The organism is Foliimonas ilicis (genome assembly GCF_039939195.1).
Taxonomy (GTDB): Bacteria; Pseudomonadota; Alphaproteobacteria; order Rhizobiales; family Rhizobiaceae; genus Foliimonas; species Foliimonas ilicis.
The window spans coordinates 332,934-349,798 of record NZ_JBDUUH010000003.1; the positions used below are offsets into that span (position 1 = coordinate 332,934).

13 protein-coding genes are annotated in these 16,865 nt (G+C 57.8%); 4 read left to right on the plus strand and 9 right to left on the minus strand.

Going from position 1 to position 16,865, the window contains the following annotated elements; all coding sequences use genetic code 11:
- Nucleotides 1–24 precede the first annotated feature (24 nt).
- From ABFT80_RS09650 to ABFT80_RS09665, 4 genes are all read left to right on the plus strand, one after another.
- Nucleotides 25–1,785 carry a type I secretion system permease/ATPase gene (locus tag ABFT80_RS09650; RefSeq protein ID WP_455189909.1) on the plus strand — a complete coding sequence of 587 codons (1,761 nt, stop codon included), beginning with the start codon at nt 25–27 and terminating at the stop codon, nt 1,783–1,785.
- Entirely contained in the window at nt 1,782–4,142 is a 2,361-nt protein-coding gene (locus ABFT80_RS09655; RefSeq protein WP_347971685.1) for a calcium-binding protein, read from the plus strand. The genes ABFT80_RS09650 and ABFT80_RS09655 overlap by 4 nt, the downstream gene beginning before the upstream one ends.
- 23 nt (nt 4,143–4,165) lie before the next feature.
- Nucleotides 4,166–5,455 (plus strand): HlyD family type I secretion periplasmic adaptor subunit, encoded by a 1,290-nt coding sequence (locus ABFT80_RS09660; RefSeq protein WP_347971686.1) that lies wholly within the window; start codon nt 4,166–4,168, stop codon nt 5,453–5,455.
- A 220-nt stretch (nt 5,456–5,675) separates the two neighbouring features.
- A complete protein-coding gene (locus tag ABFT80_RS09665) occupies nt 5,676–6,341 on the plus strand; it encodes a response regulator transcription factor (protein WP_347971687.1) in 666 nt (221 codons plus the stop codon).
- Between the two features lie 7 nt (nt 6,342–6,348).
- Here the strand turns inward: ABFT80_RS09665 and ABFT80_RS09670 are convergent, their stop codons facing one another.
- The 9 genes from ABFT80_RS09670 to ABFT80_RS09710 all read right to left on the minus strand — a co-directional run bounded on the left by ABFT80_RS09670 (nt 6,349) and on the right by ABFT80_RS09710 (nt 16,861).
- Nucleotides 6,349–7,149 (minus strand): ATP-binding cassette domain-containing protein, encoded by an 801-nt coding sequence (locus ABFT80_RS09670; RefSeq protein ID WP_347971688.1) that lies wholly within the window; start codon nt 7,147–7,149, stop codon nt 6,349–6,351.
- The gene (locus tag ABFT80_RS09675) at nt 7,149–8,939 is read right to left on the minus strand and encodes a dipeptide/oligopeptide/nickel ABC transporter permease/ATP-binding protein (RefSeq protein ID WP_347971689.1); all 1,791 of its coding nucleotides are present in this window, start codon (nt 8,937–8,939) and stop codon (nt 7,149–7,151) included. The genes ABFT80_RS09670 and ABFT80_RS09675 overlap by 1 nt, the downstream gene beginning before the upstream one ends.
- Nucleotides 8,936–9,883 carry an ABC transporter permease gene (locus ABFT80_RS09680; RefSeq protein WP_347971690.1) on the minus strand — a complete coding sequence of 316 codons (948 nt, stop codon included), beginning with the start codon at nt 9,881–9,883 and terminating at the stop codon, nt 8,936–8,938. The genes ABFT80_RS09675 and ABFT80_RS09680 overlap by 4 nt, the downstream gene beginning before the upstream one ends.
- A gap of 18 nt (nt 9,884–9,901) precedes the next feature.
- Complete coding sequence (locus ABFT80_RS09685) at nt 9,902–11,461, minus strand: ABC transporter substrate-binding protein (RefSeq protein WP_347971691.1); 1,560 nt, start codon at nt 11,459–11,461, stop codon at nt 9,902–9,904.
- A gap of 151 nt (nt 11,462–11,612) precedes the next feature.
- A complete protein-coding gene (locus tag ABFT80_RS09690; RefSeq protein ID WP_455189910.1) occupies nt 11,613–12,509 on the minus strand; it encodes a carbohydrate ABC transporter permease in 897 nt (298 codons plus the stop codon).
- Between the two features lie 10 nt (nt 12,510–12,519).
- Nucleotides 12,520–13,419 carry a carbohydrate ABC transporter permease gene (locus ABFT80_RS09695; RefSeq protein ID WP_347971832.1) on the minus strand — a complete coding sequence of 300 codons (900 nt, stop codon included), beginning with the start codon at nt 13,417–13,419 and terminating at the stop codon, nt 12,520–12,522.
- A gap of 134 nt (nt 13,420–13,553) precedes the next feature.
- On the minus strand, nt 13,554–14,873 hold the full coding sequence (locus tag ABFT80_RS09700) for an ABC transporter substrate-binding protein (RefSeq protein ID WP_347971692.1): 1,320 nt from the start codon (nt 14,871–14,873) through the stop codon (nt 13,554–13,556).
- An 85-nt stretch (nt 14,874–14,958) separates the two neighbouring features.
- Nucleotides 14,959–16,023 carry an ABC transporter ATP-binding protein gene (locus ABFT80_RS09705; RefSeq protein ID WP_347971693.1) on the minus strand — a complete coding sequence of 355 codons (1,065 nt, stop codon included), beginning with the start codon at nt 16,021–16,023 and terminating at the stop codon, nt 14,959–14,961.
- Between the two features lie 67 nt (nt 16,024–16,090).
- The gene (locus tag ABFT80_RS09710) at nt 16,091–16,861 is read right to left on the minus strand and encodes an SDR family oxidoreductase (RefSeq protein WP_347971694.1); all 771 of its coding nucleotides are present in this window, start codon (nt 16,859–16,861) and stop codon (nt 16,091–16,093) included.
- Nucleotides 16,862–16,865 lie beyond the last annotated feature (4 nt).

A 16,865-nucleotide genomic window follows, 5' to 3' on the forward strand; every position in this document is an offset into this window, starting at 1 on the left:
AGAACAAGATAACGGGTGGGGCAAATGCGCGCGAACGGTTCTCAATCGGCTATGAAACGCAAGGCGGCCGAAAAACTGACGAAAGGCCTCAAAAGCACTTTCGTATTCCTCTTTTCAATATCGGGCATCATCAACATTCTGGCGCTGACCGGCTCGTTCTACATGCTCCAGATTTATGATCGCGCATTGACCAGCGGCAGCGTGCCGACGCTTCTGGCGCTGTCCGGCCTGGCAATCGGCCTTTATCTGTTTCAGGGCTTTTTCGACATCATCCGTTCACAGGTTCTGGTGCGCGTCGGTGCGCGGCTCGACAAGCGCGTCGCACCACTTGCCCACCAGGTCGCCATCGACATGCCCCGCTTCGGCTTCTCCACCTCCGAGGCGCTGGAACGCGGGCGCGATGTCGACACGGTTCGCGGGTTCCTTGGCGGACAGGGGCCGATGGCTTTGTTCGATCTGCCCTGGATGCCGCTCTATCTCGTCTTCGTCTACATCCTTCATCCGGCTCTCGGCGCGCTGACGTTTGCGGGTGCGTTCGTCTTGAGTATTCTGGCAATCGCCACCGAAATCATGACGCGCAGGCTGAGCGGCGGCACGCATCAAGCAATGATCGCCCGCAACACGATTGCGGATTCGAATGCGCGCAATGCGGAAATTCTCAAGGCAATGGGTATGGCCGACCGCGCCGTTTCCAGATTCGACAAGGCCAATATCGAACATTTGAAGCTTCAGACCAGAACCAACGACATCAGCGGCACGTTTGGCGCGATTTCCCGCGTTCTGCGGATGATCCTCCAATCCGCAATCCTCGGTCTCGGTGCCTATCTCACCATTCTAGGAGAACTTTCAGCAGGCGCGATAATCGCGGCATCCGTCGCCTCTGCTCGCGCTCTGGCACCGGTTGATCTGGCCATTGGCAACTGGAAAGGCTTCGTTGCCGCCCGCACGGCCTTCAACCGGCTCAAGGAGACCATCCTTGCGCTTGCCGAACTCGACAAGCCGATGGAATTGCCCGAGCCCCGCAATTCGCTTCATGTCGAAAAGATAACGGTCGCCGCACCGGATTCCGGCCGCGTGCTTTTGAGCGAAGCCGAATTCCATCTCAATGCCGGACAGGCGCTGGGCATTATCGGCCCAAGCGGCGGCGGCAAGACGACGCTTGTGCGCGCGCTGACCGGCATCTGGCCGGTGCTGCGGGGAAGCGTGCGGCTCGACGGTGCCGAACTCACGCAATGGAAAGACGAGGATCTTGGCCGCCATGTCGGCTATCTGCCGCAGGACGTTTCGCTGCTGGACGCAACGGTTGAGGAAAATATCTCCCGGTTCGACCCGTCGAACGATGCACGCGCCACGGTCGCGGCAGCGCGCGCCGCAGGCATCCACGAGATGGTCGTTCGCCTTCCTGAAGGCTATCGCACGCGTCTCGGCGCTCAGGGCACCGCGCTTTCTGCCGGGCAACGTCAGCGTATCGGTCTCGCCCGCGCACTCTACAATAATCCATTTCTGGTGATCATGGATGAGCCGAACTCCAACCTCGATGGCGAGGGCGAAGCAGCACTCACCGATGCGATCAAATCCGTGCGTGAACGGGGCGGGATTGCAATCGTCATCGCACACCGTCCGAGCGCTCTGGCGGCAGTCGATCTTGTCGCTGTCGTACAGAACGGGCGTATCGCGTCGTTTGGTTCGAAGGACGAGATACTCGGTACGCGCCGTCAAGCCGTCAACTCGGCAGAGCCGGTCGAAAAACCGCAGCCGCGTGTAACAGCGAGGGTATCGGCATGATTATCGAGGTCAAATCCACGAAATCGGATAGCGACAGCCAAAACGTCGCTTCGCGCAGCCGCTATGAGCTGAAGGAGATAAAATCATCGAAGATGCCGCTGGCTTTCGGCGCATTTTTGATGGGCGTCGCCGTGTATCTGAAAAGCGCCTTTCCGGGCTGGAGCAGCCTCCCGCCACAGGAAGAACCCGACATTGACCCGGATGCCCCGGTTGAAGCTACGGGCAAACTCGCAAATGCCGATCACTCGGTTCCGCAACTCGACATGAACACGGAGACTGCCGCGGATGATAACTCCGTCGCCAATACCAGCGGAAGATTGCTGGATCTTCTCGACCCGGCACAGTTCATGTCGGTGGATTCACCTTCGATACCCCTTGCGGATTTATTGCCCGTTCTGTCCGACCAACGAAACATCGCGGCACTTGCCGTTGCGAACGACAATGGTTCGTCGCGTCCGGATTCGTCCGTCAACGTTCCCATTCCTCCAGTCGATACCGGCGGTAACACGCCGCAAATACCGGAGAAGCCGGATGACGACGACGATGATGAAGAGCCAACCGAGCAGGCCAACCGCGCGCCACGCACGAACGGGCCGGTGTTTCTCTACGACGTTTTCGGCTGCGCAGCCGTCATCATCGCACTCGGCGATCTCTTGCGAAATGCGACTGACCCGGACGGCGATACACTTTCGATCCGCGACCTGACGGTTTCATCCGGTACGTTGACGCAGTCGGGTCAGAACTGGCTTTACGACCCGGAAGGACTGGGTCCGGTGACGATCACCTATCGCATCAGCGATGGCCAATTCTCAATATTGCAGACTGCGCATTTCGATGTGCTGAAAAATCCGCCAATCATCGGTACGAACGGTGCGGACAATATCGTTGGCACAGAATGCGCCGACATGATCGACGGTCGCGACGGCGACGATAACATTGACGGTCGCGGCGGTAACGACACGATCGAGGGCGGGTGCGGAAACGACCACATTATCGGTGGCGCAGGCGACGATGTGCTGTTCGGCGGCGCCGGAAACGACATCATCCTCGGCGGACTCGGCAACGACCATATTTCAGGAGGGAGCGGCAACGATCGTCTGTTCGGTGAAAAGGGCAACGATACCGTCTTCGGTGATGCCGGAAACGACCAGATCAGCGGCGGCGAAGGCGACGACCTTCTCTTCGGTGGAACGGGTGCCGATAAAATCGGCGGCGATGAAGGTGCGGATCGCATTTTCGGCGAGGAAGGAAATGACAGGCTGGATGGCGGTGCAGGTGACGATTTCGTGTCCGGCGGCACCGGAAACGACAAGATCGCCGGCGGCGCTGGAAACGATATGCTACTCGACGATGCCGGTGCAGATGTGGTCGATGGCGGTGCGGGCAACGACCATATCGTCGTCGCTCTCGACAATGACCGTGACGCGTATCAGGGCGGTAAGGGCACCGATACGCTCGATATGAGCGCCACTGCGCGAGGCGTCGATGTGGATCTTGAGGATGGCACGGCGGAAGGCCAGGAGATCGGCACGAATACCGTCATGTCGTTCGAGATCGTAGAAGGCGGCAGCGGTTGCGACACGCTTTCAGGAACCGCCGCAGACGAAACCTTGATCGGCAATGCGGGCAATGATGTGCTTGCCGGACTTGGTGGTGATGACACGCTTGTTGGCGGTGAAGGCTGCGACAGTCTCGACGGCGGAACTGGTGACGATCTGCTGCAAGGCGGGCAGGGCGACGACATTCTGCGGGATGGTGCCGGATGCGACGTTGTTGAAGCCGGGGCTGGAAACGATACGCTTGTCGCTGCAGCCGATAGCGAAGACGACGTCTACGATGGCGGTACGGGCTGCGACACGCTCGATTATTCCGCCGCCAGCCTCGACATCGTGATCGATCTTGCCGCCGGAACGGCGACCGGTCAGGACATAGGCAGCGACACAGTCCGCAACTTCGAAAGCATAGTCGGCGGCTCCGGCGACGATCATTTCATCGTTGGCTCGCAAGCGGTCGTGTTGGCCGGCGGCATGGGCAACGACCTTTTCGAGTTCCAGGCACCACGAAACGACACGCTTGGAACGTTGCTGCACGAAATCATCGATTTTGCCGCAGGCGACCGCGTCAGACTGTCGAAATATGATCTCTTCGACAATGTCGTGCAGCAATTGGAGAACCGTTTCGAGACGGTTTACGGCCAGAACATCGACGCTGCGGAAGGCTCCATCCGCTACCGGCATGAGAAGTCGGACATGATGGATCGCACGATCATCGAAGCCGATCTCGACCGCGATTCGATTTACGAAACAACGATTAACATCAATGGCCTGCAGGCATTTATTATTGTCGAGAACGTCTGAAAAAGAGATTTGGGGAAACCGGTATGGGCAAGAAAATCGAGCAGGACGAGTTTCATCACAAGGGCAGAATGGTCGCTGGAATGGCGTTGGGCGTCCTGCTGCTTCTGGGGTGCGGCGGCTGGGCCGCTGTTGCGCAGATCAATGGTGCGGTCGTTGCCCAAGGGCAGATCAAGGTCGATCAGAATTTGAAATCGATCCAGCATCGAGACGGCGGCATCGTCAGTGAAATTGCAGTTCGCGAAGGCGACTTCGTAAAGGCCGGGCAGATCTTGATCAGGCTGGACGATATCCAGACGCGGCAGGAACTGTCGATCGTACGATCCCAGCTTTCCGAACTCGTCGCACGCAAGGCACGCCTGAAATCCGAGCGTGACGGACTTTCCGAGATCGTCATCGAGAAGGGCGCAAACCTTGAAGATCTGCAAGAATTCGGTGAGGTCAGGCTTTTCGACGGCAACAGGACAAACCGCGAGAGCCAGAAGGAGCAATTGCGTTTCGAGATCGAGCAGCTCGGCGAAGAGATAAAGGGATTGCAGGCTCAGCAATCCGCAAAACGCGACGAGGTCACGCTTGTCCAGGTCGAACACAAGAAGATGAAGCGCCTTTCCGACAAGAAACTCATCGAGAATTCGCGGGTCCACGTAACGGAAAGAGAGCTTGCGCGCCTGAAGGGCGAACTCGGCGAAACCGACGCGGGCATTGCGCGGGCGCGCGCCAGAATGAGCGGTATCAAGCTTCAGATCATCTCGGTTGATGAGACGGCGAAGACCGAAGCGCAGCGCGAATTGAGTACGGTCGACACGAAGATTTCCGAATTCAACGATCGCCGCATCGCGATCGAGGATCGTCTGTCGCGCACCGATATTCGCGCGCCGCTATCGGGAACAGTCAACGAGCTCGCGGTCCACACGGTTGGCGGTGTCATCACGCCCGCCGAAACGCTGGCGACGCTGGTGCCTGAAAAGGCCAAGTTGAAAATCGAGGCGCGCCTTTCGCCGGTCGATATCGATCAGGTTTATGTCGGACAGATTGCCAAGCTGCGCTTCTCGACCTTCAACCAGCGCACGACGCCGGAGTTGCAAGGGCATATCGGTTATGTCTCTGCCGCAACCACCCGCGACCCTGCGACAAACGATACCTACTATGTGGCTGACGTCATCGTTTCCCCCGACGAACTGGAAAAGCTTGGCAAGAATGAGTTAATGCCGGGCATGCCGGTCGAGGTCTTTGTCGCAACCGAACAACGCACGGCCTTGTCCTTCCTTTCAAAACCGCTTGTAGATCAGTTTTCGAGGGCTTTCCGGGAGCAGTAAGCGTTTGAGTTTCGTACTGCTTCTTGGCGAAGGCGTCGGGTCGAAAGGCTCGATGCCTTCTTTTTTGCCTGGCGACACAAGCGCGAAGAACTCTACGCCTTTCGGCCATTGAATAACCGCCGGCGCGTGCACGATGTGACTAAGTGTAAGTTAACATGCGTTAATTCTTCGACTCGGCGAGTGAAAGTACAATGCCTGGAATAATAATCCGGGGGCTTTCATGGGCACGATTTCGGTCGCATTGGTGGATGAGCATCCGATCGTATTGGAAGCTCTCGCTGCACTTTTTTCGTCGGAGCCGGGTTATTCGATCCTGCGCAAAGGCGCTTCGCTCGCAGGCTTGGCAGAACCACTCAACAACACGAAACCGGATATTCTCGTGGTCGACCCCGGCCAGGCCAGCAACGCATTAAGCGCGCTTCAGCAAATCTGCGCCACCAATCCAAATTTGAAGATCATCGTGTTTACCTCGGCAACGGGTGTGGATTACGCGGTGCGTTCTCTCGAAATCGGCGTGAAGGGTTATGTCAGCAAGGTAAGCCCGCCGGCCGAACTGCTTCATGCGACGCGCGCGGTGCTGGGCGGCGAAACCTACATCTCCCAGAACTTCGCCTGCAGCGTGGTCGCCGCACTCAGAAACGAATCCGTGCGCAAGGTGGCGGCGCAGGCTTTACGGTTCAGCGTCCGTGAAGACCAGATCGTTCACCTGTTGCTGCGCGGCAAGAAGAACAAGGAAATCGCCGCGCATCTGATGATCAGCGAAAAAACGGTTAAACACTATATGTCCGTGCTGATGCAGAAGCTGAATGCGCGCAACCGTCTGGAAGTGGTCATTGCTGCGCAAAGATTAAGCAGCGCTTCGGCTTCGCAGGGAGTGGCTCACTAAAGAGCTTTTACGCTGCTGCCGAAATATCCAGAGACGGCGCGCTGGCAAGCAATTGCCGCGTGTAATCATGCTGCGGTTCGGCAAAGAGCTTTTCCGTATCCGCCAATTCGACCAACTCGCCCTTGTAGAGAACGGCAACCCGGTCGGAGATCGCCTCGACCACTGCAAGGTCGTGGCTGATGAACAGATATGAGAGATTCAGCCGCTTTTTCAGATCGTCGAGCAAGACGAGCACACGCGCCTGCACGGAAACATCGAGCGCGCTCACTGGCTCATCCAGCACGATGATCCGGGCTTCTGCGGCCAAGGCTCTCGCAATCGCGATGCGTTGCGCCTGCCCGCCAGAGAATTCATGCGGATACCGTTCCAAAGCATCGGAAGGCATCTCCACGGCATCCATCAATTCACGCTTGCGCGTTTTACGCTTGGCTGAATCGTAGCCGCAAAGCTTGGAGAGGGGAGTATCCAGAATAGCGCCGATGGTTTTGCGCGGGTTCAGCGAAGCAATCGGGTCCTGAAAGACATACTGGATGACTTTGCCAAAGGCGGCGGCACGTTCGCTGGCAAGCTCGTCGCGCTTCCTTCCTTCGATTTCAATATTGCCGGATGTCGGCTTTTCCAGTCCGACAAGCATACGCGCAAGCGTACTTTTGCCCGACCCGCTCTCACCGACAACAGCAAGCGTCTCGCCCTGACGAACCTCCAGCGACATGTCGCGGACGGCTTTTACCTCATGCTTTCCGCGCCCGAAAAAGCTGCTTGCGCCACCGAACGTCTTGGTGAGATTTTCGACCCGAATAGCGCTCATTATGCGTTCTCCGTCTGCATCTTGCGCATCGTCTCAAGGAACGATTTGCCTTGGCCAAGCTGCGGAACACAGGCCATCAACCGTTTCGTGTAATCGTGTTGAGGATTGCGCAGCACTTCCGCCGTCTCGCCGGTTTCGACGATCCGCCCGTCTTTCATGACGGCGACACGGTCGCACATTTGCGCAACGACACCGAAATCATGTGTGATGAACAGCAGCGAAACACTGCGTTCGCGACGTAGCGTTTGCAGAAGATCGAGGATTTTCGCCTGAACTGTCACATCGAGTGCCGTAGTGGGCTCGTCCGCGATGATCAGGTCAGGATCGTTCGCAAGCGCCATGGCAATGCCGACGCGCTGGCGCTGACCGCCCGACAACTCGTGTGGATAGGCATCGGCACGCTGGGCCGGTTCGGGAATGCCGACAGTATCCAGCAATTCGATTGCCTTGGCGCGTGCGTCGCGTTTGCCGATCAGCTGATGTGCAGTAATCGCCTCCGCGACCTGTTCACCGATCGTGTAAAGCGGATGAAGTGTCGTCAGCGGGTCCTGGAAAATATAGGCGATGCGCCCGCCGCGATAGGACATCAACTCCTGATCCTTGAGCGTCAGAAGATCCTTGCCATCGAACCTGACAGACCCGTGCGTAATCACGCCGGGAGGCGAGGCGACAAGCCCGGCGAGAGAAAGCGCGGTCACGCTCTTGCCCGACCCGCTTTCGCCGATAAGGCCCAGGCATTCACCTTTGCCGACTTCGAACGAGATTTTCTTGACCGCCGGTTCAAGCGTGCTGCCGCGCGCGAAGCTAGTTTCGAGCTGATCGACGGCCAGCACAGCATTGCTGGCTGCCGCTTTTGCGGGCTGTTCGTTTCGTTTTATGCGCGTCACCGGCATTGGACGGTTCAGCGCGCCAGAGCGCAGGCGCGGGTCGAGCATATCGCGAATGCCGTCGCCGAGAAGGTTGATGCTCATGACAAGCGCAAAGATCATCAGGCCCGGCACGATGGAAACATGCGGCGCATTGAAAAGGAACTTGCGCCCGTCGCCCAGCATCGAGCCCAGATCAGCCTGCGGCGGCTGCGCGCCAAGACCGAGAAAGCTCAAACCCGCCGTTTCGAGGATCATCCAGCCCGCAGTCGTCGTCATGGTGATGACGATAACCGGCAGGACATTGGGCAGGATTTCCGTCGTCACGATGCTGAAATGGCTTTTGCCGGAAAGACGTGCCGCGTCGACGAATTCGCGTGTCGCAAGGCCTGCGCTGATGCCGCGAATGTTTCTGGCAAAGAACGGGATGTTGACGATGGCAATTGCGTAAAGCGCATTGATCAGTCCCGGCCCGAGAACCGCGACGATGGCCAGCGCCAGCAGAATATACGGAAACGCCATGAGTAGATCGATGAAGCGCATGAGCAGGCTGTCAGTGCGCCCGCCCGCATAGCCAGCAACAATGCCGATGGTCGAGCCAACGATTGCAGCAATCAGCGTCGCGGCAATGCCAACGGCAAGCGATACGCGCGTGCCCCACAAGAGCCTGCTCAGAATGTCGCGTCCGAGCTGGTCCGTTCCGAATAGATGACCTTCTGAGAATAGCGGGCGAAGACGCTCGGCGGGTGCCGTCGCATTCGGGTCCGGCAATGGCAGAAATGGCGAAACGGCTGCGAGGATTACGATTATCGAGAGAAGGATCAGGCCGAACGCCGCAAGCTTGTTGTTTGCCAAAAGCCGCCAGTTCGAAAGGCGCGGCGGCGACGCCTGCGCCTCGTTGGACACCATGCTCAGATCGCTCATGACCGCAACCTCGGATCGATTGTCGACTGCACGACATCGGCAGCGAGATTGAAAAGCACGTAGCTGGCAGCGACCACGAGCACACCGCCTTGTACGAGAAGCACGTCGCGGGTCGAAATCGCATTGACCAGCATCGCGCCGATGCCCGGCCACTGGAACACGGTCTCGATATAGACGGCACCGCCCAGCACGAAGCCCGCCTGAACGCCGATGACCGGAACGATGCTAACCATGGCGGCCTTCAGTGCGTGGCGATAAATCACCTTCCGCTCGCTGACGCCTTTCGCACGCGCGGTACGGATGAAATCCTGCCGAAGAACTTCAAGCATCGCCGCGCGCGTCAGCCGCGCGATCACGCTTGTCGCAACCACCGACAGGGTGAGAGCCGGCAGGATCAGATGATAGGCGATGTCCAGAAAGCCGCCGCCGCCATAGACGGCTGTCATGCCGCTAACCGGCAGAAGCCGCCACTGCGCGGCGAAAACGAGGATCAGCAAAAGGCCAAGCCAGAATGAGGGCAGGGAGATGCCGATAAGTACGAAGAATGTAAGCGTGCGATCCACCCAGCCGAACTGGCGCACCGCTGAAACGACACCGACAAGAACGCCGAAGATCGAACACAGGACAAGCGATACGCCCGCCAGAATGAGCGTTGCATTGAAACGCTCCAGCACCTCGTCGAGCACCGGGCGATTGAGCGCATAAGATCGCCCGAAATCGCCCTGCAGAAGATTGCCGATCCAGATCAGATATTGCTGATAGAGCGGCTTGTCCAAACCCAGATCGCTGTTTATGCGCTCGACATTTTCAGGCGTCGCATAGGAACCGAGAATGGCAGTCGCCGTATCACCTGGAATAGCCGCCATGATCATGAATACGATCACCGAAAGCCCGAAAAGGATCGGAATCGTTATCAGCAAACGCTTCAGAATGTAGCCTGCCATGCTCTCGCTCCTGCCGCGTTACGGCTTCTGCACGTCTTTCAGGAGAAGCAGGAATGAAGGCTGCAATTTCAGGCCTTCGACAAAGGTGGTCGAAACAACGCTCTGCTTCCAATTGGCGACGAACAGCCAAGGCGCATCGTCATGCACGATTGCCTGAACCTTTTTATAGAGTTCGCCACGCTCGGCCTGATCGGTCGAACGACGCGCCTTTTCGAGCAGATCGTCCACTTCCGGGTTCGAGTAATAGCCGGAATTGAAACCACCCTTGTCGGGCAGGGCATCGCTGCGCAGCGTGAGATAAGGCACAGTGTCGGGATCATTGGTCATCCATGCCATTTCGGCCATATCGGTCGTGCCTAGGCCCTTGTTGACGCGAGCAAGATAGGCATTCCATTCATAGGTCTCGATTTTCGTCTTGAACCCGACCTTGTCGAGATCGGCCTGAATGGCGGTGCCCATCGTCACCGGATCGAGCATTCCCGAACCGCCCTCGGTCACATAAAAGGTGATTTCGGGGTTCTCGTTTCCGGCTTCCTTGAGCAAGGCCTTGGCCTTTTCCGGGTCGTACGGATATGGCTCGACAGACGGATCGCTTGCCCATTCGAACGCTGGCGGGATGGGGCCTGCCGCAACCGTTGCAGTTCCCTGCAGAATATTATCGACAAGCCCCTGCTTGTTGACGGCATAGTTTGCCGCCTGCCGGACTTTCTTGTCGGCAAAGGCGCCTTCCTTCGTATTCAGAATGGTGAACCAGACGTGAGGTCCGGGCTGCTGCTCGACCTTGAAATTCGGATCGTTTCCGAAAACAGCAACATTATCCGGCGGCACCTCGACCATGACATCGAGTCCGCCCGCCATCATCTCGGCAACGCGGGTGTTGGCATCGGTGATTGGCCGGAACACGACCGCCTCAAGCGACGGCGCGCCGCCCCAATAATCAGCGTTTCGTTCAACAACGACGCGTTGTCTGGAAACCCACTCGGCGAATTTGAAAGGACCGGTGCCGGAGGGATGGCGCCCGAACTCCTTGCCGTGCTGCTCGACGGCCGCTGGCGAAACGATCAGCCCGGTCGGGTAGGCGAGGTTCGAAAGGAAGGGCGCAAACGGCTCGGAAAGCTTGAACTCGACAGTGTTTTCATCGATGGCGTTCACCGTGTCGACGGACGAGAAATTGAACGATAGCGGGAAGGGGCCTGTATTGTAAAACGGATGCTTTTCATCCAGCATCCGATCGAAGTTAAACTTCACAGCCTCGGCGTTGAAGTCCGAACCATCATGGAACTTTACGCCCTGACGCAGCTTGAAAGTGTAGGTCTTGCCGTCGTCCGAAACTGTCCAGCTTTCTGCAAGAGACGGCTCAACTTCGAGCGTTCCGTCCTTGAAGCGGACAAGGCCGTCATAGACATTTACAAGAATGCGGAAGTCATTTGTCGCGCTCACCGCGTGAGGATCGAGAGATTGCGGTTCCGCGATCTGGCCTACGATCAAGACATTGGGCGGAGTTTGCGCAGAAGCACTGAAGGTGGACACAAGTCCCAAAGCCGCAAAGGCCACGACTGCGGCGAGAAATTTCTTCATAAAAATACCTTCCCGGTGTCAATTTCGTCGTGCGGGATCACGGCCGAAATGGCCCCCTCCGTCGCAAGGACGGTGATGGGCTAACCCGAAACGCGCGGAAGGGTTCCGAAATTTCTGCCTTTTTTCAGACGCAATGGCAGTGCGGCGCCGCCTACTCCTTCACCGCGCCGGTCATCGACGAGACGTAATAGTCCACGAAGAACGAGTAGAGAATGACGACCGGAAGCGATCCGATCAGTGCGCCAGACATCAGCGCTCCCCATTCGTAGACGTCGCCGCGCACAAGCTCCGTCAACACGCCGACTGGCACTGTCTTGTTCTCCGAAGATGCAATGAACGTAAGCGCGTAGATGAATTCGTTCCATGACAGGGTGAACGCGAAAATACCTGCCGAAATGAGCCCCGGAACGGCCAGCGGCAGCACCACCTTGGTCAGAATCTGCCAGCGCGTCGCACCATCGACCAGCGCACTTTCCTCAAGCTCGAACGGGATCGAGCGGAAATAGCCCATCAGCAGCCATGTGCAGAAGGGTATCAGGAAAGTCGGATAGGTGAGGATGAGCGCCAGCCGTGAATCGTAGATGCCGACTTGAAAGACCAGGAATGCCAACGGAATGAACAGGATGGACGGCGGCACCAGATAGGCAAGGAAGATCATCAACCCGGTGACCCGCGCGCCGGTGAACCTCACACGTTCGATCGCATAGGCCGCAAAAACCGAAGCCGCGAGCGAGATGACGGTCGAGCAGACCGACACGATCATCGTGTTGAGAAGCCAGCCCGGATAGGACGTTTCGAACAGCAGATAGCGGATGTGCTGGAGCGTCGGCTCCACAACCCAGAACGGGCTGTAGGCTGAATAATTCGTAAGCTGCGCGTTCGGCTTGATCGCGGTTATTGCCATCCAGTAGAATGGGAAAAGCAGCACGAACAGAAAGACGGCAAGCGGCAGGTAAAGCACCACCAGCCTGCGCGGCAGCGTGTTGAATTGCTGCATTCCGACGATGTCGTCTTGCACGATTGCGGGCGTAGTCGTTTGCTGGCTCATATCGTCTTCCTCAATCGCTTCCGCCCTGTTGCCACTTCCGTCTTTGCAGACCGAAGAAGCTGAACAGGATGGCGGCCAACAGGAACGGGATCATGGCGACTGCAATGGCCGCACCTTCGCCGAGTTGTCCGCCGGGAATGGCGCGCTGGAATGAAAGCGTCGCCATAAGATGGGTGGCGTTGACCGGGCCACCGCGCGTCAGCACATAGATGAGCTGGAAATCGGTGAAGGTGAACAGCACCGAAAATGTCATCACGACCGCGATGATGGGGGTAAGCAATGGCAATGTGATCCTGCGAAAGCGCTGCCAGGATGTCGCGCCGTCGAGCGCTGCCGCCTCATGAAGCGATTGCGGAATGGTCTGTAGGCCTGCCAGCAGCGAGATCGCAACGAAAGGTATGCCGCGCCAGACATTGGCAGCAATAACGGATGCGCGCGCCAGATTCGGATCACCGAGGAAATTGATCGGCCGCGAGATGATGCCCCATTCCATGAGCACCCATGAGATGATGGAGAATTGGGAATCGAATATCCACCAGAAGGCGAGTGCGGAAAGAACCGTCGGCACCACCCATGGAAGCAGGATGATCGCCCGGAACAGGTTCTTGAACGGCATATGCTCGTTCAGGATCATCGCGAGCCAAAGGCCGAGTGCAAACTTCAGGATCGATGCCACGAATGTATAGAGCATCGTGTTGAAGACCGAGATCCAGAAAACGGAATCGTTCCAGAGCCAGATATAGTTTTCCAGCCCGATGAAGACGCCTGTCCGCCCGATGGACGTATCGGTGAAGCCCAGCCAGACGCCCAATCCCAGCGGATAGGTCAGAAAGCATAGCAAAAACACGCCAGCCGGCAGCATGAATAGAAAGCCGAGCCCGTTGCGGCTTTGCGACAGGCGTTCGAACATCGTTGGCGCGCGGGGTACTGATGCGGTGCGGGCAGTGTTTGGGCTGGGCATATTTTGCCGATCTCCGTTTCCGGTTCTGACCAAGGCCGATTGAACGCCGCCTGCCCGAATGAGGGCAGGCGGCGGCGATTGGTCTAAACGCGGTAGTAGCGGTTTGCCCGCCGTTCTGCGTTGGCGATCGCCTCTTCAGGCGAACGCTGGCCGGTCACTGCTTCTGCGAACATGTCGACCAGAACGTAGTCGGCCATCACGCCGGCAGATGCGTAGCCCAGAGGACCGGCATAGCCATTCGGGCGCAAGCTTGCGGAAGCGCGCGAATAGGGCTCGTGGATCGGTGTGGAGGTCCACACAGGATTGCTTTCGAACGCCTTGAGCGGCTGGCAGCAATAGGCGCTCGCGCCCTCGATCCACGCATTCATCTGGTCGGCCTGATACATGAAGGCGAGATAGGCCTTGGCCGCTTCAGGGAACTTCGTGTGATTGAAAATCGAGATCGTCGACGTCTGGTGAAGCTCGACCGATTGGCCAACCGGCCCGACCGGCAGATTGACCGTGCGAATATCCTCCGCAAGTTCCGCCATGGCCGGGTCGTTTTTAGCAGCGTAGTAAAGCGAAACGCCGTTGGCCGTCAGCGACACCTGACCTGCCATGAAGGCGCGGTTGTTGTTGATGTCGAGCCAGCTTTCAGTGCCCGGAATGTAGGTCGCATACAGCGCCTTGGCATATTCGATTGCTGCAAGCGTTTCAGGGCTGTTGATGGTAACGGCGCCCTGTTCATCGACCATCTTGCCGCCATGGCTCCACAGAAGCCAATGTGCATAGTTGTTGCCGTCGCCGACGGCCTTGCCGTGCGGGAAGCCTGCCGGTGTGCCTTTCGCCTGCAATGCCTTGCACAGTTCGAGAAAGCCTGCCGTGTCCTTCGGGAATTCCTTGAAACCGGCCGCTTCCATATGGCTGTTACGGTAGCAGATGGCGTTACCGATGGCGCAAAGGGGAAGGGCGATAAACTGGTCGCCGCGCCGCGCATAGCCTTCAAGGCCCTCATACCAGCCGCCATTGGCCGCGCCGATGGAAGTGCCAAGATCGGTAACGTCGATCAGCTTGTCGGGGTATTGATGCGCATCGTCGAACCAGCCCATCACCATGTCAGGACCGGAACCGATATTCGCGGCGACCGCGGCTTTCGGGCGAACGTCTTCCCAGCTTTCCTGATCGATCCGAACCTCGACGCCGGTTGCCTCGGTGAAGGCCTTCGTATTGGCATTCCAGGCTGCTTCCTCGGCCTTTACGAAAGGCACCCATCTGAGAAGTCGAAGGCTGGCGCCTTCCTCGGGCGTGAATGTCGGAATGCCGTTTTGAGCAAAAGCCTTGCCGATGCCCAGATTTCCTCCCAGCGCCGCCGTAACGGCGAGACCGGTCGTTCCTGCTAGAATCTGTCTGCGATTGATTGCCATGAGTCTTTCCTCCTTGGTTCGGAACGGTTCTCCTTGACGCGGCTCATGTTCCGTAGTGACCGCGCTTTTCTTCACCTCACACACTTTATGCCGCCAGCCGCGCCCCCGACTTTGCATCGAATAGATGCGCGGAATCAGGATTGATCGATACGTTGAGCATTTCGCCGGGCTTGGCGGTTACGCGCTCACGGAAAACGCAGGTGATTTCGCTCGTTCCGAGCTTGGCAACCACCTGACTTTCCGAGCCGGTTGGCTCAACCACGATGACCTGCATCTGAACCGACCCGCCAAGTACGATGCCTTCGGGCCGAATGCCGTAGACGAGTTCCTTGCCCTTAGCTTCCGCAGCACTGCGTGCAACAGGCAGGCCTACGCCATCACTGGTGATAAACCGGTTCGGATCGGAAGGGTCGAGCTTGCCATGCAGCATGTTCATCGCTGGTGAGCCGATAAAACCTGCCACGAAAAGATTGTTGGGCCGGTCATAAAGCTCTAGCGGCGCGCCGATCTGCTCCACTAAGCCGTCATGCATGACGACGATCTTGTCGGCCATGGTCATAGCCTCGATCTGATCGTGCGTGACATAGACCGTCGTGGTGGTCAGGCGCTGGTGAAGATTTTTGATCTCGGTGCGCATGGAAACGCGCAGCTTTGCGTCAAGATTGGAAAGCGGTTCGTCGAACAAAAACACCTGCGGATCGCGAACGATGGCGCGCCCCATGGCAACGCGCTGCCGCTGCCCGCCGGAAAGCTGGCGGGGGTAACGATCAAGAAGGTTTGAAAGTCCAAGGATCGAGGCTGCCGGTTTGACACGCTCCTCTATCTCGGCTTTCGATGCGCTCTTGAGAATCAGAGAAAACGCCATATTCTCGGCAACCGTCATATGCGGATAGAGCGCATAATTCTGGAACACCATCGCGATGTCGCGGTCTTTGGGCGGCAGATTGTTGACGACGCGGTCGCCGATCCGGATTTCCCCGGATGTTATGTGCTCAAGGCCTGCCAGCATTCTAAGTAGTGTCGATTTTCCGCAACCGGATGGACCGACCAGAATGACGAACTCGCCGTCTGCGATATCGACGCTCACACCCCTGATGACAGGATGCGATCCAAATGACTTGCGTACGTCGGCGATTTCGACTGACGCCATAAATTACTCCTCCCTAGAAATTCTGCCTCCGATGCCGACCGTGCTCCCCTCCGTTCGGCGGCGTCTTTCACCCCCTGCCGACGAAGGGCATTTCGTTTGCCATCACGGTCATTGTCAGAACGTTGGTACTGAGCGGCAGGCCGGTCATGTAGACGACGGCTTCACCGACATGCTTCGGGTCCATCGTCGCCTCCGGCGCGATGCGTCCGTCCGCCTGAAGCACGCCTTTGGCGATTGTCGTTGTCATCAAGCTTGCCGCATTGCCGATATCGATCTGCCCGCAGGCAATATTGAAGGCGCGGCCCTCCAGCGATGTCGCCTTGGTCAGGCCGGTTATCGCGTGTTTGGTTGCAGCGTAAGGTGCCGAATTAGGACGCGGCGTGGTGGCCGATACAGAGCCATTGTTGATGATGCGCCCGCCTTGCGGTCTCTGCTTTTTGAATATTCGGACAGCTTCCTGCGTACACAAAAACGCGCCTGTCAGATTTGACCCGACGACGGCATTCCAATCCTCATAGGAAACGTCTTCGAGAGGAACTGGCGGGGCGTTGATGCCTGCATTATTGACCAGAACATCAAGCCTGCCGAAGCGGCTTATCGTTTCGGCAAAAAGCGCTTTTACGGAAGAAGGGTCTGCGATATCGGCGACGATTGAGCTGACCGATTTTCCGCCGTTCGAAAGCTCGGCAGCCGTCTTTTCGAGCACCTCGGCGCGTCTGCCGGTTATAATCACCCTGTGTCCGGCTTCTGCCAATGCATGCGCTATTGCGCGGCCTACACCAGTTCCGCCACCTGTCACGATACTGACTGCACCGCCTCCCGCAGATGCATCACTCATGAAG